Origin of the sequence: Microbacterium sp. SSM24 (assembly GCF_025989145.1) — a bacterium.
Lineage (GTDB): Bacteria > Actinomycetota > Actinomycetes > Actinomycetales > Microbacteriaceae > Microbacterium.
On sequence record NZ_JAPDNQ010000001.1, the window covers coordinates 2,450,707 to 2,470,250 of the forward strand.

Sequence of the window (19,544 nt, forward strand, 5' to 3'; positions counted from 1 at the left end):
GGCGTGCGGACATGGGCCGAACCTACCACAGGCGCCGATCAGGCTCGGGCTGCGTCCTTCTCGAGCGCCGCGGCCTGGTGCCGCCATCCGACCGTCTCGTAGCCGACGATGATCACGACGGGCGAGGCGGCGACGATGAGCAGAGCGGTGCCGATGGATGCCCCGGCGCTCACCGCGACCACACTGAACGCGAGCATCACGACGGCGCCGACGAACAGCCAGATGTGGAAGGGATCGAACTCGCGCAGCAGGAGCGTGTAGAGCGTGAAGAGCATGATCTGGAAGACGAGCACGGGGACGGCGACGCAGAGCAGGGCGAACGTGGCATCCACGTGCGCTTCGTGCGTGATCACCTGTGCCGCGACGTGCAGGCCCGCCCCGACTCCGACGAGCGATCCGAACAGGATGATGTGTCCGTACCCCCACACGAATCCGCGCTCCGGATGCCGCGCCAGCAGCGTGCCCGACGGCATCATGAAGTACACCCACCACAGACCGAAGGCGAGGCTCGTGCCGCCGAAGGCGACCATGGCGGTCTCGAACGTCCAGCCCTGCGCGGTGAGGACGGCGGAGATCGCGAGGATCGTGCCGAGGATGACCTCGCCGAGGGTGATGATCACCAGCAGCCCGTAGCGCTCGGCGATGTGGTGCGGATGCCACGGCGTTCGCCCGTACTTCAGCTCGGCGAACGGGGGCCCGGCGAGCTCGAACGACGCCAGGATCACCGCGCAGAGCAACGTCGCCGGCAGGGGGAGGTTCACGAAGATCAGCGCGATCCAGCCGAGCTGGGCGATCGAGATGTTGACGACGTACGCGAGACACGTCTTGCGGTGTGCGGGGTCGTGCGCGGCGGCCCGCAGCCAGAGGGCGATGGCGGCGATGCGCATGACGACGTAGCCCGCGACCATCACACCGTTGTCGACGTACTCGCCCTCGTGGATCGACTCGAACAGCGGTGGAACGCCCAACGCCAGGATCAGGACGCCCACCATCTCGATCAGCGTCGCGATCCGGAAGAAGACGTCGTCGTTGTCGTAGGCCGAGGCGAGCCAGGAGTAGTTGATCCACGCCCAGGTGACCGCGAAGCCAGCAAAGAGGAAACCGAGCAGCACCGTGCTCACCTCGCCGACCTCGAGGAAGTGCGCGGCCTCGGATGAGATCTGGCTGAAGGCGACGACGAACGTCAGGTCGAACAGCAGTTCGAGGGGAGTGGCCGCCCTGTGCCGTTCGCGCGGGTCACGGCCCGTCATCCTGGCGACGCGATGGCTGCGGGCGGTCGCGGTCGTTTCGCTCATGCGGGCACGATACCGGGGCGGCATCCGCACCGTCGACGCTCAGCCCATCGCCAGCCCGGGTGCTCGCGCCTTCGGCGCTCGACGCTTGCTCGCTCGGCCCCGTCCGCAAGCGGCCGGGCCTCACTCGCTGCGCGTAGGCTGGGACCGTGCCAGCCGTGAATCTCGGGATGCCCAAGGTCCCCGTAACGCTCGCCCCCCGCCGGAAGAGCCGCCAGATCAAGGTCGGCAAAGTGCTCGTGGGCGGCGACGCCCCCGTCAGCGTGCAGTCGATGACGACCACGCCGACGACGAACATCAACGCCACCCTGCAGCAGATCGCCGAGCTGACGGCATCCGGGTGCGAGATCGTGCGCGTCGCCGTGCCGTCGCAGGACGACGCCGACGTGCTGCACATCATCGCGAAGAAGAGTCAGATCCCGGTCATCGCCGACATCCACTTCCAGCCGAAGTACGTCTTCCAGGCGATCGACGCGGGCTGCGCCGCGGTGCGTGTGAATCCGGGCAACATCCGCAAGTTCGACGACCAGGTCGGTGCGATCGCGAAGGCCGCATCCGATGCCGGGGTCAGCCTGCGGATCGGCGTGAACGCGGGCTCGCTCGACCCGCGCCTGCTCGAGAAGTACGGCAAGGCCACTCCCGAGGCGCTCGCTGAGAGTGCGCGCTGGGAGGCGAGCCTGTTCGAGGAGCACGACTTCCACGACTTCAAGATCTCGGTCAAGCACAACGACCCGGTCATCATGGTGCAGGCGTACCGGCTGCTCGCGGCGATGGGGGACTGGCCGCTCCACCTCGGCGTGACCGAGGCCGGACCGGCGTTCCAGGGCACCATCAAGAGCGCGACGGCCTTCGGCATCCTGCTCGGCGAGGGCATCGGCGACACGATCCGCGTGTCGCTCTCCGCACCTCCCGCCGAAGAGGTGAAGGTCGGCCACCAGATCCTGCAGTCGCTCAATCTGCGCGAGCGCAAGCTCGAGATCGTCTCGTGCCCGTCGTGCGGACGCGCCCAGGTCGACGTGTACACGCTGGCCGACGACGTGACCGAGGGCCTCAAGGACATGACCGTGCCGTTGCGCGTGGCCGTCATGGGCTGCGTCGTCAACGGACCCGGCGAGGCGCGCGAGGCCGACCTGGGTGTGGCGTCGGGCAACGGCAAGGGTCAGATCTTCGTCAAGGGCCAGGTCATCAAGACCGTGCCCGAGTCCGAGATCGTCGCGACCCTGATCGAGGAGGCGAATCGGATCGCCGACGAGATGGGTCCGAACGCGGCCGTCGGCACCGCGCAGGTCGTCACCAGCTGACGACTCCGGGCGGGTCGTGGGGACGCATTCCGCTGCCGGCATGCGCGTGATCGAATCGTTGTGCTGACGCGTAATCGCCTGTGACCTCGGCGTGCGAAGATTTCGGCCATGGGAAGACGTGGCGTCGCTGTACTCGCCTCAATCGCAGCGCTGCTGGCCGTCATGGTGGCGGTGGCTCTGGTGTTCCTGTTCATGAGCGACCCGGCGCCCGCTGCGGGTCCTGAGGTGCCGTCCGCTTCGCCCTCCACCGCGGATCCGGCGCCGGTCGTGGAAGCCGTCCTCGAGCCGACGGTGCCGTTCGGTGGCGACTGCACACGCTTGCTCACCACCGCACAACTGAACGAGTTGCTCGGCGAGGGCTGGACCGAGAGGGGTGGCCCCGTCCTGCCCGACATCCAACACACGACTCTGGGCACTCTGGGCGGGATGGAATGCGAGTGGTTTCCCGAAGAGTCGTCCTCGAGCGAGACGTTGGTCTTGTCGCTCGGTGTCATCGTGCTCCCCGCAGCGCAAGTGCCTGCCGACTTCGCCGCGGCGTACGCCGAGGTGAAATGCGACCCGGCGTACGACGTCGCCGGATGCCGATTCAGCAGGCAGGTAGGCGACTACTGGCTGATGACACGCGTCTACTTCTGGTCCGACGACATCCCGGCCGAACTCCTGGTGAACGCAGCCGACGGCGTTGCAGCCACTGTCGGCGACGGATTCGACGGTGTCGCAGCCGATCGGCAGGAGACGTGGATGACGCTTCCCGACTGCGAGACGCTCTCCACATCGATGCGGCTGGAAGAGTTCCTCGGCACCGGCTACGGCAACGGCTACTGGGAGGGCTCGGCGCAGCCGGAGTCGATCATGCTGGATGCCACTGGCGTAGGCCTGAACTGCCCGTGGGTCAGCGTGGACGGCAGTGCTCCCGGCGGGAAGACCTTCATCTCGGGCGCGAATGTGAGTGCTTGCGGATCGTGGGCCTGGGAGTCGATCGCCGCAATGGACGGGGCAGTCCCGGTGAGCGTCGCCGGCACCGTCGGCGCGGTGACCTTCGACGTGGGCAACGACCGGGTGTGGCTCTTCGCGACCGATGGCGTCAACGTCATCCACCTCCACAACGCGGCGGCGAACGATCTGATCCCGATCGCGGAGCGGCTGCTCGAGACGCTCGCAGGCTGACTCTGCTCAGCTCCAGAGCGAGTGGTAGGCGTTGATCGCCGGCTGCCCGCCGAGGTGTGCGTAGAGCACCGTGGAGTCCTTCGGGATGTCGCCGCCCTGCACGAGGTCGATGAGGCCGGCGAGCGACTTGCCCTCGTAGACGGGGTCGGTGATCATCGCCTCGAGCTGCGCGCCCAGCGCCATCGCCTCCATCGTCGACTCGACCGGCAGGCCGTAGAGCTCGCCCGCCCAGCCTTCGAGCACCCGGATCTCGTCGTCGCGAAGGTCGCGCCCGAGCTCGATGAGCGCAGCGGTGTTCCGCGCGATGCGCGCGACCTGGTCGCGCGTCTTCTCGAGCGTGGCGGATGCATCGATGCCGATGACGCGGCGCTTCACGCCGGTGAGGTCCTCGAGCGCCGCGAATCCGGCGATCATGCCGGCGTGCGTCGATCCCGTGACCGTGCACACCACGATGGTGTCGAAGAAGACGCCCTGCTGCTTCTCCTGCTCCGCGACCTCGAACGCCCAGTTCGCGAAGCCGAGCCCGCCGAGCGGGTGCTCCGAGGCGCCCGCCGGGATCGGATAGGGCGTGCCGCCGGATGCCTCGACCTCAGCCAGCGCGTCCTTCCACGAGTCGCGGATGCCGATGTCGAAGCCGGCGTCGTCCAGGCGCGAGTCGGCGCCCATCATGCGCGAGAGCAGGATGTTGCCCACCTTGTCGTTCACCGGGTCGTCCCATGGGACCCACTTCTCCTGCACGAGCCGGGCCTTGAGCCCGAGGTGCGCGGCGACCGCGGCCACCTGACGAGTGTGGTTGGACTGGTAGCCGCCGATCGACACGAGGGTGTCGGCGCCGGAGGCGAGGACGTCGGGGACGATGTACTCCAGCTTTCGCACCTTGTTGCCGCCGTAGGCGAGGCCGCTCGAGACATCCTCGCGCTTTGCCCACACCTGCGCGCCGCCCAGGTGCTGGGTGAGTCGCTTGAGGTGCTGCAGCGGGCTCGGCCCGAACGTGAGCGGGTAGCGGGGGAACTGGTCGAGCTTCACGGGGTCTCCTCGGATGGGCTCTCGGGGGAGCTCACGGTGAGACTCCGCCAGGTCTGTTCGGCGACGGATGCTGCGCCCTCGGCGTCGCCCGCAGCGCACAGCGCGATGAGGCGATCGTGTCGCGCGACCGAGTCGCGGCCTTCCGTGGAGGCGAAGCGCAGACGCTCGGCGCGGTGAAGGACGGGCTCGTACTGGGCGATCACGGCCCGAACAGCGGCGTTCCCGCACACATCGAGTGCGACGGCGTGGAACTCCTCGTCGGCGGCGAGCGCGGCATCCGAATCCCCCTCGCTCTGCGCCTGCGCGAACCGGGCGTTCGCGGCGCGCATGCGGTCGAGGTGCGCCACGGTCATGAGGGGGACCGAGGTCGCCACGGCGACGCGGTGCATCGCCGCCACGACGTCTTGAGCATCGCGGATCGCGGCGGGATCGAGCGGCGCGACGACCGTCGAGCGGCCCGGCAGGGCGCGCACCAGCCCGGCGCGGCCGAGTTCGAGCATCGCCTCGCGGACCGGGGTGCGGCTCACGCCGAGCCAGAGGGCGATCTCGGTGTCGCGCAGCTGCTCGTCGGGCGCGAGCGTGCCGTCGACGATGGCATCGCGCAGGCGGGTGAGGACCTCGTCGCGCAGCAGGGCCCGGGGAGCGAGCGTCTCGGTGGGAACAGGCACGATACGCAATATATTGCACATCGCCTGCGAACGCCAGTCCGCGTTGGGCGGGTCAGTGCAGGGTGCCGCCTCGGACCGTCGCGTCGGTCTCGACATCGAGCGTCGTGCGTACCGCGACCTCGAGCGCCCGCACGATGTCGGTGAGGGGGAGGGTGAGGGTGTCCGGATCCGGCGCGTGCTCGGCAGACCAGGGGACGTGGACGAAGCCCGCGCGCGTGCCAGGCGCCGACGCCTCGAGCGCGGTGAAGAACACGTGGTTGCATACGAAGGTGCCGGCCGAGTATGAAACCTCCGCCGGGATGCCCGCGTCTTCGACGGCGGCGGAGATCGCCTTCACGGGCAGGGTCGCGAAGCGGGCCGTCGGCGCACCGACGACGCTTGGCTCGTCGATCGGCTGGGCTCCATCGTTATCGGGGATCCGCGCATCGACGAGGTTGACGGCGACGCGCTCGATGCCGATCCGCGTCCTTCCGCCGGCGAGTCCGGCCGCGATCACGACATCCGGCTCGTGCTCGGACATGAGCTCGCGCAACCGGGCCGCTGCTCCGGCGAACGTGACCGGCAGCACCGCGGTCACCAGCACCTCCGGTCCCGTCCAGTGGGCGGCGACCAGATGCACGGCTTCCCCCGAGGGATTGCCGGCATCGCCGCCGAAGGGCTCGAAGCCGGTGAGGAGCACGGTCGTCACCGATCCAGGCTACGGTCGCAGCGAGCACGGCGCGAGGACTCGCGGCCCGCACCCCCCTCTAGACTTGACCCTCGTGGTCACCCGTCTGTCGCACTTCTTCCTCCGCACGCTCCGCGAAGACCCGGCCGATGCCGAAGTCACGAGCCACCGGCTGCTCGTGCGCGCCGGTTACATCCGCCGCGCCGCGCCCGGCATCTTCACGTGGCTGCCGCTGGGTCTTCGGGTCAAGGCGAAGATCGAGGGCATCATCCGCGACGAGATGACGAACGCGGGCGCCTACGAGGTGCACTTCCCGGCACTCCTGCCGCGCGAGCCCTACGAGCAGTCGGGCCGGTGGACCTCCTACGGCGACGGCATCTTCCGTCTGCACGACCGCCGCGGCGCCGACTATCTGCTCGCGCCGACGCACGAGGAGATGTTCACGCTCCTGGTGAAGGACCTCTACTCGTCCTACAAGGACCTGCCCCTGTCGATCTACCAGATCCAGGACAAGTACCGGGACGAGGCTCGTCCCCGCGCCGGCCTGCTGCGCGGCCGCGAGTTCACGATGAAGGACGCGTACTCGTTCGACTACACCGACGCAGGACAGGATGCCTCGTACCAGGCGCAGCGCGACGCCTACGAGCGGATCTTCCAGCGCCTCGGCCTCGAGTACGTGATCGTCGCGGCGGACAACGGCCTCATGGGCGGCGCGCGCTCGGAGGAGTTCCTGCACCCGATCGCCGTCGGCGAAGACACCTTCGTACGCTCGGCCGGCGGCTACGCGGCCAACGTCGAGGCGTACACGACAACCGTGCCCGACGCGATCCCGTTCGACGGGCTCGGGGGGCCGGTGATCTTCGACTCTCCGGACACCCCGACGATCCAGACGCTCGTCGATCACGCCAACGCGCACCTCGAGGCGCCCGCACCCGGCATCGCCGGTCCCGGCACCGACGGCGCGACCGAATGGTCCGCCGCGCACACGCTGAAGAACGTCGTGCTGGCGCTCACGCACCTCGACGGCACGCGCGAACTCGTCATCATCGGCGTGCCCGGTGACCGCGACGTCGACGACAAGCGCGTCGAGGTCGCCTTCGCGCCCGCCGCGGTCGAGCCCGCGACCGAGCAGGACTTCGAGAAGCACCCGCTCCTCGTGAAGGGCTACATCGGACCCTGGTCCGAGACGGGGCCTGTGCTCGGCGAGGAGTCGGCCACCGGCATCCGCTATCTGCTCGACCCGCGCGTGGTCGACGGCACCGCGTGGGTGACGGGCGCCAACATCGACGAGAAGCACGTGCACACCCTCGTCGCAGGACGCGACTTCACGGGCGACGGCTTCGTCGAGGTCGCCAACGTGCGCGCCGGTGACCCCGCGCCCGACGGCTCCGGCCCGGTCGAGCTGGCCCGCGGCATGGAGATCGGCCACGTCTTCCAGCTCGGCCGCTTCTTCGCCGAGACGCTCGGGCTCAAGGTCCTCGACGAGAACGGCAAGCTCGTCACCGTCACGATGGGCTCGTACGGCATCGGCGTGACGCGCATCCTCGCGATCCTCGCTGAGCTGAACAACGATGCGAAGGGCCTGGTGTGGCCGGCGTCGGTGGCACCGTTCGACGTGCACGTCGTCGCGACGGGCAGGGACGCCGTGGCGTTCGAGCTCGCGGAGCGCGTGTCGGCCGAGCTCGAGGCATCCGGACTCGACGTGCTCTACGACGACCGCCCCAAGGTCTCTCCCGGCGTGAAGTTCGGCGACGCCGAGCTCGTCGGCGTGCCGCAGATCGTGATCGTGGGACGCGATGCGGCCGACGGCCAGGTCGAGCTGTGGGACCGCCGCACAGGCGAGCGCGAGGTCGTCCCGATCGCCGAGGCCGTCGCACGGCTCGCGCGCTGAGGCTCCAGACCGCCGGATGAGTCCCTTCTCATGCGGCGGTCGCCTTCTGTTCACCTGCGCTTCCTCCTGATGTAGAGCCCGGCCGCCAGGCTGGCGCGGTCGCTACGCCAGGGAGGGCACATCGTGAGCATCATCGAGTACCACCGTCGGTCGCTTCCGCTCGCGGACCATGCGAAGGGCAAGCGGCTGGCGGTCACCTGCGAGCTCAAGTGCGCGAACGCGTGCACGAATCCGGAGTGCAACACGTCGGGCAACGAGACCTTCCAGGAGATCGCGCACGCTGCGCTGTCGCGTCGCGCTCTCCTCGGGCTCGGCGCCGCTGCGGCCGTGTCGGTCGCTCTCACGGCCACCGGCGGTCGTGCCCCCGTCTCGGGTGCGTCGGCGGCGGGTGTCGGCGGCGCGGGAGCCGCATTCGGACGACCCAGCCACGGAGGGCTGGCGTTCGAGCCGATCGCTCCCGTCGCGGCGAGCGTCGACGCCTTCACGGTGCCGAAGGGCTACAGCTGGCGGCCGATCATCCGTTGGGGCGACCCGCTGTTCTCGAAGGCTCCCGCCTTCGACTTCGGCGCGCAGACGGCGGCGGCGCAGGCCCTTCAGTTCGGCTACAACTCGGACTACCTCGACATCGTCGCCGACCCGAGCGGACGGACCGGTGTTCTCGTCAACAACCACGAGTACGTCAACCCCAACATCATGTTCCCTCCCAGCAGCGACGCGGCCGAGGTGCGTCGCCGCGGCGACATCTACAAGGCGGCGCAGGGGATGTCGGTCGTCGACATCCGTCGCAAGCGCACCGGCGAACCGTGGAGCTACGTGGTCGACGGGAAGCGCAACCGGCGCATCACGGTCGAGACCGTGTTCGAGCTGACCGGACCCGCTGCGGGAAGCGATCTCGTGAAGACGGCGGCCGACCCCGACGGCCGCTGGGTGCACGGCACGCTCGGCAACTGCGCCGGCGGCACCACTCCCTGGGGCACGATCCTGTCGGGCGAGGAGAACTTCAACGGATACTTCGCCTGGAAGGCCGAGACCGCTGCGCAGAAGCGCTACCAGTCCACGTCCTCGACGACGACGTCGACGGGGTGGGAGACCTACGACCCCCGCTTCAACGCTCACGACGCCGGCTACGTCAACGAGCCGAACCGCTTCGGGTACATCGTCGAGATCGACCCGCAGGACCCGAGGTCGACGCCGAAGAAGCACACCGCGATGGGGCGCTTCAAGCACGAGGGCGCGAACGTCATCGTCGCCGAGAACGGCAGGGTCGTCGCCTACATGGGCGATGACGAGCGCAACGACTACCTCTACAAGTTCGTGTCGAAGAACCGGATCTCGCGCTCCCGCAAGAAGAACATGACGCTCCTGTCGGAGGGTGACCTGTACGTTGCGAAGTTCTCTGGCAATTCGCCGCAGAGCGAGATCACCGGCACCGGCGCGCTCCCGTCCGATCAGCGCTTCGACGGCTCCGGTCAGTGGATCCCGCTGACCAAGAACGGCAAGAGCGCCGTGTCCGGATTCACGATCGAGGAGGTCCTCGTCCACACGCGCCTGGCCGCCGATGCGGTCGGCGCCACGAAGATGGACCGCCCCGAGGACGTCGAGCCGAACCCGAAGACCGGCAAGGTCTACCTCGCGCTGACGAACAACTCGGCCCGCACGGTCGCCACGCTCGACGAGGCCAACCCGGTGACGGGAAACCGCTACGGACACGTCATCGAGATGACCGAGACCGCGGGGCAGGCAGGGACCACGTTCGGCTGGAGCATCCTGCTCCTCTGCGGTGACCCGAAGGTGTTTGCGAACTCGTACTTCGCGGGCTTCCCGAAGGAGCTGGTCTCGCCGATCTCGTGCCCCGACAACCTCGCCTTCGACTCGGCGGGCAACCTGTGGATCTCCACGGACGGCGCGCCGAGCACGATCGGCTACAACGACGGGCTGTTCCTCGTTCCGCTGCGGGGAAAGGAGCGCGGCCACGTGCAGCAGTTCCTCTCCGTGCCGCGAGAGGCCGAGACCTGCGGGCCGGTCATCCACGACAAGGAGGGCCTGGTCTTCGTCGCGGTGCAGCACCCGGGCGAGGGGGGAACGGTCGCCGCTCCCACATCGCTCTTCCCCGACTACGGGTCCACCGCGCCGGGCAGTGTTCCGACCGCTCCGCGCCCCTCGGTCGTCCAGGTCTACCGCGGCTGAGCGCCGGCGGCGCCGCGCGCTGACGCTCATCGACTCGGGTCCTCGCGAAGCGAGGCGCATAACTCCTGCACATCGTGCCGCGGTCGGGCTGCGTCGCCCTCGACACGCCGGGATCGCGGTCAAGGTGCAGGAGTTATGCGCGGCGGGCTGGCGGGGCTCGGCGGCCGTCAGCAGGTCACGCGGCCGTGCCGCATCAGGTCGTCCGGCGTGTCCTTGGTGACGAGCGCCTTGAGCATGCCGGCCGCGACGACCAGCTTCCCGTGCGCGGGCTCCCAGAACTCGCACTCGACGGGAGTGACGCGCAGGAGCGCGATATCCGGGGTGTCGAGACCCTTCTCGAACCAGATGTCGAGGCTGGGGGAGTAGAGCTCCTCCATCTTCGCCCGATCGTGCACGATGTTCGCGCGGCCCGCGACCGAGACATAGCGATGGTCCTTCGCGTCGAGATACGACAGTCCCACATCGTGCTCGGGGTCGCTCTCGGCCTGAACGACCTTGTCCGTGTGCTCGAGCGTGAAGAACCAGATGTCGCCGCCCTCATCCATCTGGCGCGTGCTCATCGGGCGGCTCACGAGGTTGCCCGCGGCATCCCTCGTCGTGAGCATGGTGAAGTCGATGTCCTCGACGAGCTCGCGCACGCGCTCGATCGCTTCGGGACCGGTGATCTCGGTGGGTGTCGCCTGTGTCATACGCTCACGTTCCTCCTCGCCCGTACCCGCGGCAAAGGCATTGACAGGACGGATGCCGCGGCCTACCTCTCTCACATGCGCGCGTAGCGGGCGCGGGCGATCGTGAAGGCTCCGTAGGCGATGAAACCGCCGCCGACGATGCCCACCAGCACCGGCCCGAGGGTGAGCTGGAGCAGGGCGTCGAACGCCCCGTCCAGTCCGGCGGCGGTAGCGGCGTCGGTTCGCACGGCGGCGATCAGCAGCAGCACGCCCACGATGATCAGCGCGATGCCCTTCGCGATGAATCCGACGACGCCTGCGATCGTGATGCTTCGACCGACGCCTCCCTCGGGGATGTCCATGCGTTTGCGGAAGCTGCGCAGCACGCCCATCACGACGAACGAGACCCCGCCGGCACCGATGCCGATTCCGATCAGCGCGAGCACGATCGACCCACCCGGTATCTCGAGCAGCCCCCGGCTGGCGTCCTCGGCGGTCTCGTCGGTGGTCGGCCGGGCTCCGAGGGCGATCGCCGCCGCGAAGATTCCGAGCGCGACGAACACCAGGGCCTGACCCCATTCCGCGACGCGGCGCCCCCACTTGCGCGCGGCGCCCGGAAGATCGCCGGTGCGGTCGCGCATCAGCGTGCCCTCGGCGAGGTGCCACAGGCCCAGCGCCCAGAACGCGATCGCGATGAGCCAGAGGAGAACGACGCCCAGCGGCGCGCTCGCGACGGCCTTCAAGACGCCCGCCTGATCCCCTTCGACGCGGCCGCCGAACGCGAGGATGACCACCAGGACGCCGATCAGAACGTGCAGGATGCCGTTGGCGACGTACCCGGAGCGCGCGAGCACGACGAACGCGGGGCTCGCCTCCGCCTCGCGCGCAGCCGCCTTGGCGGCGGCCTTCGGGGTCGACGTCGTCATGCCGCCAGCGTAGGACCGGACCCGCCCGGGGTGGTGCGCCTTGCGCCGCGTCCGCCCGGTGTGCTGACGTGATCCGGCGGCGCAGGTCGTTCCCAGCGTCGCAGGGCGCGGCATCCGGTAACGTAGGAGGGTTCCGGCGGCAGGATGCGTCGGTGAGAGCTGAATACGGAGGCCCAGAGTGGACATCGATCTCGGATTGCTGCGGACTGTCGAGCGTGAGAAGGAAATCCCCTTCGAGGAGCTCGTGCGGATCATCGAGCAGGCCATTCTGACGGCGTACGCCAAGCACACGTCGCCCACCGGCGAGCTTCCCGAGGGCGCGCGCGCCGAGCTCGACCGCAAGACCGGGCACGTGGCCGTCTTCATCCCGCTGCTCGATGACGAGGGCGTCGTCATCGGCGAGGAGGAGTCGACACCCGAGGACTTCGGGCGCATCGCCGCCTTCGCCGCCAAGCAGGTGATCAGCCAGCGCCTTCGTGACATCGCCGACGACGCCGTGCTCGGCGAGTTCCGCGGCAAGGAGGGCGACATCGTCGCCGGCGTCGTGCAGCAGGGACCCAATCCCCGCATGGTGCACGTCGACCTCGGCACGGTGGAGGCCATCCTTCCCCCCGAGGAGCAGGTCGCGGGCGAGGAATACGCGCACGGGTCGCGTCTTCGCGTCTACGTGACCTCCGTGTCCAAGGGGACCAAGGGCCCGCAGATCACCGTGTCGCGCACCCACCCCGGACTCGTCCGCAAGCTGTTCGCCCTCGAAGTGCCCGAGATCGCCGCCGGTCTCGTCGAGATCGTGTCGCTCGCCCGCGAGGCCGGTCACCGCAGCAAGATCGCGGTGAAGGCCAACGATCCGACCATCAACGCCAAGGGCGCCTGCATCGGCGAGCTCGGCCGTCGCGTCCGCGCGGTGACCGAGGAGCTCAGCGGCGAGAAGATCGACATCGTCGACTACGACCCGGAGCTGGCGAAGTTCGTCGCCAACGCCCTGTCGCCGGCCAAGGTGACGTCCAGCTTCATCCTGGATGCCTCCAGCAAGGCCGTGCGCGCCCTCGTGCCCGATTACCAGCTGTCGCTCGCGATCGGCAAGGAGGGCCAGAACGCCCGCCTCGCCGCCAAGCTGACCGGCGCGAAGATCGACATCCAGCCCGACAGCATCCTGGAGGATGCCTGACCGTCGCCCCCGAGACGAAGGTCTCGGCGGATCGTGTGGGAAAGGGGGTCCGGGGGAACTTTCCCCCGGGTGTAGAATGGATCCCGTACGAACGTGCGTCGGATGCCGCACGCGTGCCTCCCGCTCCGCCCTGCTCAGGGTGGTCGTCATCGATTCCGTCCTCGTCCCAGACGAGCGCGCAGTCCTGCCGGGGAGGGGTGCGTGGGTGCACGAGACGAGCGAATGCCTGGATGCCGCGCTGCGGCGCCGCGCGTTCGTGCGGGCATTGCGTGTGTCAGGCCCGCTTGACACGCAGACCATCGAGAAACGGCTGAACGGCTATGGAAAAAAAGTGAACGGCTCGAAATGAGACCCGTCCGCGACTAACGGTCTGCCCTGCCTGGGTAGACCCCAGACAGGAGAATTGTGGCAAACGCCAAACCACGCGTGCACGAGATCGCTTCCGAACTCGGCGTCGACAGCAAGGTCGCTCTTGCGAAGCTCAAGGAGCTCGGCGAGTTCGTGAAGAGCCCCTCGTCCACCATCGAGCCCCCGGTCGCGCGCAAGCTGCGCGCCGCCCTCGAGGCTGACGGCGCCGCGGTGCCCGCCGCCGGCGCGAAGCCGGCCGCTTCGGCGCGCCCGGCCGCGCGTCCCGGGCCCGCACGACCCGCCGCTCCGGCGGCCCCCGCGGCTCCGGCCGCGCCCGAGGCGAAGACCCCCGCACCCGCCGCGGCCAGCGCCCCGGCCCCGGCCCCGGCACCGGCTCCCGCCGCTCCGGCCGCCGAGGCACCCGCCGCCCCGGCAGCCGACACGGCTGCGCCCGATGCGTCGGCCCCGAAGCCCGGAGCCCCGGCCCCGGCCGGCCCCCGCCCCGGCGGTGCGGCCCCGCGTCCGGGCAACAACCCGTTCGCGTCCGCGCAGGGCATGGGGCAGCGCCCCGCCGGCCCGCGTCCGGGCAATAACCCCTTCGCGTCGGCACAGGGCATGGGCCAGCGCCCGACCCCCGGCAACATCCCGCGTCCGCAGGCTCCGCGCCCCGGCGCCCCCCGTCCCGGCGCCCCGCGCCCCGGCGGAGCGGGTCGTCCCGGCGGCGGCGGTCGTCCCGGCGCGCCGTTCCAGCAGCGTCCCGGCGGCGCCGGTCGTCCCGGCGGTGCCGGTGGCGGCGGCGGCTTCCAGCGTCCCGGTGGCGCACCCGGCACGGGTGCACCCGGCGGCTTCGCCGGTCGCCCCGGCGGTGGTGGCGGTCGTGGACGTGGTCCCGGCGGCGGCACCGCAGGTGCCTTCGGCAAGGGCGGCGGCAAGTCCAAGCAGCGTAAGTCGCGTCGCGCGAAGCGGCAGGAATTCGAGATGCGGTCGGCGCCGGTCGTCGGCGGCGTCAATGTCTCCAAGGGAAACGGCGAGATCATCCGCCTGCGCCGTGGCGCATCCATCGCCGACTTCGCCGACAAGCTCGAGGCGCTGCGCGGCTACACCGTGCAGCCCGGCACGCTCGTGACGATCCTCTTCAACCTCGGCGAGATGGCCACGGCCACCGAGTCCCTGGACGAGGCGACGTTCGAGGTGCTCGGTGCCGAGCTCGGCTACAAGATCCAGATGGTCTCGCCCGAGGACGAGGACAAGGAGCTCCTCGAGGGCTTCGGTCTCGACCTCGAGGCCGAGCTGGAGGCGGAGAACGAGGAAGACCTCGAGATCCGGCCTCCGGTGGTCACCGTCATGGGCCACGTCGACCACGGTAAGACGCGACTGCTCGACGCCATCCGCCAGACCAACGTGGTCGCAGGCGAGGCCGGCGGCATCACGCAGCACATCGGTGCGTACCAGGTGTGGACCGAGCACGAGGGCATCGAGCGCGCGATCACCTTCATCGATACCCCGGGTCACGAGGCGTTCACCGCCATGCGTGCTCGTGGTGCGCAGGTGACCGACCTCGCGATCCTGGTCGTCGCGGCCGACGACGGCATCATGCCGCAGACGGTCGAGGCGCTCAACCACGCCCAGGCGGCGAACGTGCCGATCGTGGTCGCGGTCAACAAGGTGGACAAGCCCGACGCCAACCCCGCCAAGGTGCGCCAGCAGCTCACCGAGTACGGTCTCGTTGCCGAGGAGTACGGCGGCGACGTGCTGTTCGTCGACGTCTCGGCCCGTCAGGGCACCGGCATCCAGGAACTGCTCGACGCCGTTCTGCTGACCGCCGACGCCGGCCTGGACCTCACGGCCAACCCGAACAAGGCTGCCCGCGGTGTCGCGATCGAGGCGAAGCTCGACAAGGGCCGCGGCTCGGTCGCCACGGTGCTCATCCAGTCCGGAACGCTGCGCGTCGGCGATGCGATCGTGGCGGGCACGGCCTATGGCCGCGTGCGTGCGATGGCCGACGAGAACGGCGACGCCGTCGAAGAGGCCTACCCCTCGCGTCCGGTGCAGGTGCAGGGTCTGAACTCGGTGCCGCGAGCCGGCGACACGTTCATCGTGACCGAAGAGGACCGCCTGGCCCGCCAGATCGCTGAGAAGCGTGAGGCTGCCGAGCGCAACGCCCAGCTGGCGAAGGCCCGCAAGCGCATCTCGCTCGAGGACTTCACCCGTGCTCTCGAAGAGGGCAAGGTCGAGTCGCTCAACCTCATCATCAAGGGTGACGTGTCGGGTGCCGTCGAGGCGCTCGAGGAGTCGCTCCTCAAGATCGAGGTCGACGATTCGGTGCAGCTGCGGATCATCCACCGCGGCGTCGGTGCGATCACCGAGTCCGACATCAACCTGGCCACGATCGACAACGCGATCGTGATCGGCTTCAACGTCCGCCCCGACACGAAGGCGCGCGAGCGCGCCTCCCGCGAGGGTGTGGACGTCCGGTTCTACTCGGTCATCTACAACGCGATCGACGATGTCGAGCAGTCGCTCAAGGGCCTGCTCAAGCCGGAGTACGAAGAGATCCAGTCGGGCGTGGCGGAGATCCGCGAGGTGTTCCGCTCCTCGAAGTTCGGAAACATCGCCGGTGTCATCGTCCGCTCGGGCACGATCACGCGCAACGCCAAGGCGCGGGTCATCCGCGACGGCGTGGTCCTCGCCGACGGCCTGGCCATCGAGTCGCTGCGCCGCTTCAAGGACGACGTCACCGAGGTCCGCACGGACTTCGAGGCCGGTATCGGACTGGGCAAGTACAACGACATCCAGATCGGCGACGAGATCGAGACCACCGAGATGGTCGAGAAGCCTCGCGGCTGATCGCAAATCGGTGAGGGGCGCCCCTGTGTTCGGACGACGCAGTGCGCCCCTCACCTGTCGAAAGGAACGGACATGGCCGGCGAACGTCAGGCACGACTGGGCGACCGCATCCGCGTGATCCTCGCCGAACGGCTCGAGAAGGGCCTTCGCGACCCCCGACTGGGGTTCGTGACGATCACGGACGTGCGTGTGACGGGCGACCTCCAGCACGCCTCGGTGTTCTACACGGTGCTCGGCACCGAAGAGGAGCGCGCGGCGTCGGCGCAGGCGCTCGCCTCGGCGACGGGGATGCTGCGCTCCGAGGTGGGCAAGCACCTGAACACGCGACTCACCCCGTCGCTCGAGTTCATCCTCGACGCGATCCCCGAGAACGCCGACCACATCGCTGATCTGCTCCGCGAGGCGCGCGAGCGCGACGAGGCCGTGGCCGGACTCGCGTCGTCAGCCTCGTACGCGGGCGACGCCGACCCGTACGTCAAGCCCCGGGAAGCCGACGACGACGACGAGGACTGATCGTCAGGACGGAAGGCGGAGGTGTCCCTCGGATGCCTCCGCCAGCCCGTCTGCGATGAGAGAGTCGATGGCACGATCGCGCTGGAGCGCGTCCGGCCAGTCGCGGGCGACGTCGGTGAGCGGCACCGCGTGGGCGGCGGCATCCCGCAGTTCCCGCAGCACCGCGCCGCGCGCCTGACGGTCGCTGCCCTCGTAGCGCGCTTGGCGGCGACGCTCGTCGCCGGTGTCCGGATACCCCGCGGCGCGCCAGGCGCACCGATCCGCGATCGGGCAGGCGTCGCAGCGCGGCGATCTCGCCGTGCACGCGACGGCGCCGAGTTCCATCGTCGCTGCGTTCATCACGGCCGCCTCAGCGTCGGCGATCGGGAGGATCTCGGCCATCGCGGCCAGATCGCGCCGGGCGGGCGGCCCGGGCTGCGACCGCCCGTCGATCGCCCGCGCGAGCACGCGGCGCGTGTTGGTGTCGACGACGGGGTGGCGGTCCCCGTAGGCGAAGACGGCGACGGCGCGCGCGGTGTAGTCGCCGATGCCGGACAGCGCGAGGAGCGCGTCGACATCGCGGGGGACGATGCCGTCGTGGCGATCGCGGATCTCGACCGCGGCGCGGTGCAGCCACAGCGCGCGACGCGGATAGCCGAGGTTCGCCCACTGCCGCACCGCCTCGGCCGGAGCATCCGCCGCGAGCGAGGTCGGCGTGGGCCAGCGCGCGAGCCACGCCTCGAGATGCGGGATCACGCGGTTCACCGGAGTCTGCTGGAGCATGAACTCGCTCACGAGCGTGCCCCACGCGCCGAATCCCGGATGCCGCCATGGCAGGTCGCGCGCGTTGTCGCGGTACCACTCGATGAGCGGTGTCGCGAGGTCGGGCATGGCGTTCAGCCTATGCTCGACGCGCACCGGGCAGCGCCGCGCGCGGCCGTAGGCTGGTGGCATGCGCCTGCCGATCACCCCCGTCACCACGCTGTGGCGCGAGCTGCGCGACGAGGTGCGCCGGATGTATCCGGGAGGTCGCGTCATCGTCGCGATCGACGGTCTCGACGGAGCAGGGAAGTCGACCTTCGCCGATGGCTTCGCCGAGGTCTTCGCCGAGAAGGGCGCCGCGGTCTACCGCGCGAGCATCGACGGCTTCCATCGCCCGCGAGCCGAGCGCTACGCACGCGGCCGCACGAGCGCGGACGGGTTCTATCGCGACTCCTACGACTACGCCACCTTCCGCCGCGTGCTCATCGACCCTTTCCGCGACGGCGCGCAGACCGCGGGCGCGACCGGGTTCCAGCTCGCCGCCTTCGACGTCGCCCGCGACGCGGTCGAGGAGGCCCAGTGGGTGACCGCTCCCCGCGACGCGGTGCTCGTGGTCGACGGCATCTTCCTGCACCGGCCGGAGCTGCGCGACCTGTGGGACTGGTCGGTCTGGCTCGACGTCCCCGAATCCGTCGCCGCGCGGCGGCTCGCGGACCGCGACGGCAGCGACCCCGATCCGGACGCGCCGGCGAACGCGCGCTATCGCCAGGGGCAGAGGATCTACCTGCGCGAGGCGCAGCCCGAGGCCGCGGCATCCGCCATCGTCGACAACAGCGACCTCGCCCACCCGCGGCGTGCGTCCGGAGTGCTCGGCTGATGGCGGCCGCCGGCATCCTCCTCGTCGACAAGCCGGGAGGCATCACCTCGCACGACGTCGTCGCGCGCGCCCGCCGCGCGCTGGGGACGCGCAAGATCGGGCACGCGGGCACGCTCGACCCCATGGCCACGGGACTCCTCGTGCTCGGCGTCGAAGGGGCCACCCGCCTGCTGACGTTCATCGTGGGCCTCGACAAGACGTACCTCGCGACGATCCGGCTCGGCGTCGCGACCGACACCGATGACGCCGACGGTCAGGTGCTGGCCCAGACGGATGCTTCGACCATCGCCTCCGCGGCGATCGGGGTCGCCATCGAGCCGCTCACCGGCCGCATCTCGCAGGTGCCGAGCACCTACTCGGCGATCAAGGTCGATGGCCGCCGCGCCTACGACCTCGCCCGCGCGGGGGAGGAGGTCGAGCTCAGGGCCCGCGAGGTCACGGTGTCGCGTTTCGAGGTCCTGGCGGAGCGCCGGGACGGGGAGTTCGTCGACCTCGATGTCGTCGTGGACTGCTCGAGCGGCACGTACATCCGCTCGCTCGCCCGCGATCTCGGCTCCGCCCTCGGGGTCGGCGGGCACCTCACGGCGCTCCGCCGCACCCGCATCGGGCCCTTCCCGGTGACGGATGCCGCGCCCGTCGACGGGATCGCCGAACAGCGACTCGTCGCCCCCGCCGCGGTCGCGGCCGCCGTCCTCGGGAGGGTCGACGTGACCGCCGATGAGGCGCGTGATCTGCGCCACGGGAAGCGCCTCGCCGGTGCTGCCGAACGGCTCGAGCGCGAACGAGCCGCGGCGATCGATCCGACCGGGGCTCTCGTGGGCATCGTGAGCGCACGAGGATCCGACATCAAGAGCATCATGAACATGCCCGAGGAGGCACCCCGATGATCCTGTGGTTCACGATCGTCGAGGTCGCCGTCGCGGTGCTCGCGGGACTGCTCTGCCTCATCGCCGGGCTTGCGGGTCGCCGGCCCAGCGACCTCACCGTGGGATCGCTGGCGCTCCTCGAGCTGCTGCTCATCGCCCAGATCGTCGTGGCGATCATCGCGCCGTTCGCGGGCAACCTCCCGACCGGCAGCGCGCTCGAGTTCTGGGTCTACCTCGTCTCGGCGGCACTCCTGCCGGTCGCCGGGGTCGCGTGGGCGCTCCTCGAGCGCAGTCGCTGGAGCACCGTCATCATGGGAATCGCGGCGCTCGCGGTGGCCGTCATGGTGTGGCGCATGTACGCGATCTGGACGGTGCAGATCGCGTGACGCGA

Annotated in this window: 18 protein-coding genes; 11 read left to right on the plus strand and 7 right to left on the minus strand. The window is 69.8% G+C overall.

What is annotated here, in order from left to right:
• Window positions 1-38: 38 nt before the first annotated feature.
• Window positions 39-1,295: a low temperature requirement protein A gene (locus OL358_RS11305; protein WP_264710067.1), complete on the minus strand. Its 1,257-nt coding sequence runs from the start codon at window positions 1,293-1,295 to the stop codon at window positions 39-41.
• A 167-nt stretch (window positions 1,296-1,462) separates the two neighbouring features.
• Between OL358_RS11305 and ispG the strand changes: the two genes are divergently transcribed.
• Both ispG and OL358_RS11315 read left to right on the plus strand, forming a co-directional pair.
• On the plus strand, window positions 1,463-2,593 hold the full coding sequence (gene ispG / locus OL358_RS11310) for a flavodoxin-dependent (E)-4-hydroxy-3-methylbut-2-enyl-diphosphate synthase (RefSeq protein ID WP_264710287.1): 1,131 nt from the start codon (window positions 1,463-1,465) through the stop codon (window positions 2,591-2,593).
• Window positions 2,594-2,701: 108 nt separating this feature from the next.
• Window positions 2,702-3,760 carry a hypothetical protein gene (locus OL358_RS11315; RefSeq protein ID WP_264710068.1) on the plus strand — a complete coding sequence of 353 codons (1,059 nt, stop codon included), beginning with the start codon at window positions 2,702-2,704 and terminating at the stop codon, window positions 3,758-3,760.
• A gap of 6 nt (window positions 3,761-3,766) precedes the next feature.
• Here the strand turns inward: OL358_RS11315 and OL358_RS11320 are convergent, their stop codons facing one another.
• The 3 genes from OL358_RS11320 to pcp are packed head-to-tail and all read right to left on the minus strand — an operon-like array spanning window position 3,767 to window position 6,142.
• Entirely contained in the window at window positions 3,767-4,786 is a 1,020-nt protein-coding gene (locus OL358_RS11320) for a 1-aminocyclopropane-1-carboxylate deaminase (protein WP_264710069.1), read from the minus strand.
• Entirely contained in the window at window positions 4,783-5,454 is a 672-nt protein-coding gene (locus tag OL358_RS11325) for a GntR family transcriptional regulator (RefSeq protein WP_264710070.1), read from the minus strand. The genes OL358_RS11320 and OL358_RS11325 overlap by 4 nt, the downstream gene beginning before the upstream one ends.
• Window positions 5,455-5,506: 52 nt before the next feature.
• A complete protein-coding gene (gene pcp / locus OL358_RS11330; RefSeq protein ID WP_264710071.1) occupies window positions 5,507-6,142 on the minus strand; it encodes a pyroglutamyl-peptidase I in 636 nt (211 codons plus the stop codon).
• Between the two features lie 73 nt (window positions 6,143-6,215).
• Between pcp and OL358_RS11335 the strand changes: the two genes are divergently transcribed.
• Both OL358_RS11335 and OL358_RS11340 read left to right on the plus strand, forming a co-directional pair.
• The gene (locus OL358_RS11335) at window positions 6,216-8,012 is read left to right on the plus strand and encodes a proline--tRNA ligase (protein ID WP_264710072.1); all 1,797 of its coding nucleotides are present in this window, start codon (window positions 6,216-6,218) and stop codon (window positions 8,010-8,012) included.
• A gap of 123 nt (window positions 8,013-8,135) precedes the next feature.
• Entirely contained in the window at window positions 8,136-10,199 is a 2,064-nt protein-coding gene (locus OL358_RS11340; protein WP_264710073.1) for a PhoX family protein, read from the plus strand.
• A 167-nt stretch (window positions 10,200-10,366) separates the two neighbouring features.
• Here the strand turns inward: OL358_RS11340 and OL358_RS11345 are convergent, their stop codons facing one another.
• Both OL358_RS11345 and OL358_RS11350 read right to left on the minus strand, forming a co-directional pair.
• The gene (locus OL358_RS11345) at window positions 10,367-10,888 is read right to left on the minus strand and encodes a pyridoxamine 5'-phosphate oxidase family protein (protein ID WP_264710074.1); all 522 of its coding nucleotides are present in this window, start codon (window positions 10,886-10,888) and stop codon (window positions 10,367-10,369) included.
• A gap of 71 nt (window positions 10,889-10,959) precedes the next feature.
• Window positions 10,960-11,793, minus strand: a complete 834-nt coding sequence (locus OL358_RS11350) for a DUF1206 domain-containing protein (RefSeq protein WP_264710075.1) — start codon at window positions 11,791-11,793, stop codon at window positions 10,960-10,962.
• A gap of 178 nt (window positions 11,794-11,971) precedes the next feature.
• On the opposite strand from OL358_RS11350, the gene nusA reads away from it, so the two are divergent.
• The 4 genes from nusA (at window position 11,972) to rbfA (ending at window position 16,669) form a co-directional block, all read left to right on the plus strand.
• Window positions 11,972-12,961: a transcription termination factor NusA gene (nusA, locus tag OL358_RS11355; RefSeq protein ID WP_264710076.1), complete on the plus strand. Its 990-nt coding sequence runs from the start codon at window positions 11,972-11,974 to the stop codon at window positions 12,959-12,961.
• A gap of 76 nt (window positions 12,962-13,037) precedes the next feature.
• Window positions 13,038-13,310, plus strand: coding sequence for a YlxR family protein (locus OL358_RS11360; RefSeq protein ID WP_264710077.1), 273 nt, complete (start codon window positions 13,038-13,040; stop codon window positions 13,308-13,310).
• Window positions 13,311-13,387: 77 nt separating this feature from the next.
• Window positions 13,388-16,156 (plus strand): translation initiation factor IF-2, encoded by a 2,769-nt coding sequence (gene infB, locus OL358_RS11365; RefSeq protein ID WP_264710288.1) that lies wholly within the window; start codon window positions 13,388-13,390, stop codon window positions 16,154-16,156.
• Between the two features lie 72 nt (window positions 16,157-16,228).
• Entirely contained in the window at window positions 16,229-16,669 is a 441-nt protein-coding gene (gene rbfA / locus OL358_RS11370) for a 30S ribosome-binding factor RbfA (RefSeq protein ID WP_264710078.1), read from the plus strand.
• A 3-nt stretch (window positions 16,670-16,672) separates the two neighbouring features.
• On the opposite strand, the gene OL358_RS11375 is transcribed toward rbfA, so the two are convergent.
• Window positions 16,673-17,539 (minus strand): A/G-specific adenine glycosylase, encoded by an 867-nt coding sequence (locus OL358_RS11375; protein WP_264710079.1) that lies wholly within the window; start codon window positions 17,537-17,539, stop codon window positions 16,673-16,675.
• Window positions 17,540-17,600: 61 nt separating this feature from the next.
• Between OL358_RS11375 and OL358_RS11380 the strand changes: the two genes are divergently transcribed.
• Genes OL358_RS11380 through OL358_RS11390 form a run of 3 tightly spaced genes read left to right on the plus strand, consistent with a single transcriptional unit; the run spans window position 17,601 to window position 19,539 of the window.
• Window positions 17,601-18,287 carry a uridine kinase gene (locus OL358_RS11380; protein ID WP_264710080.1) on the plus strand — a complete coding sequence of 229 codons (687 nt, stop codon included), beginning with the start codon at window positions 17,601-17,603 and terminating at the stop codon, window positions 18,285-18,287.
• On the plus strand, window positions 18,287-19,174 hold the full coding sequence (truB, locus tag OL358_RS11385; RefSeq protein WP_264710081.1) for a tRNA pseudouridine(55) synthase TruB: 888 nt from the start codon (window positions 18,287-18,289) through the stop codon (window positions 19,172-19,174). Before OL358_RS11380 ends, truB begins: the two co-directional genes overlap by 1 nt.
• Window positions 19,171-19,539 (plus strand): hypothetical protein, encoded by a 369-nt coding sequence (locus OL358_RS11390; protein WP_264710082.1) that lies wholly within the window; start codon window positions 19,171-19,173, stop codon window positions 19,537-19,539. Before truB ends, OL358_RS11390 begins: the two co-directional genes overlap by 4 nt.
• Window positions 19,540-19,544: the final 5 nt, after the last annotated feature.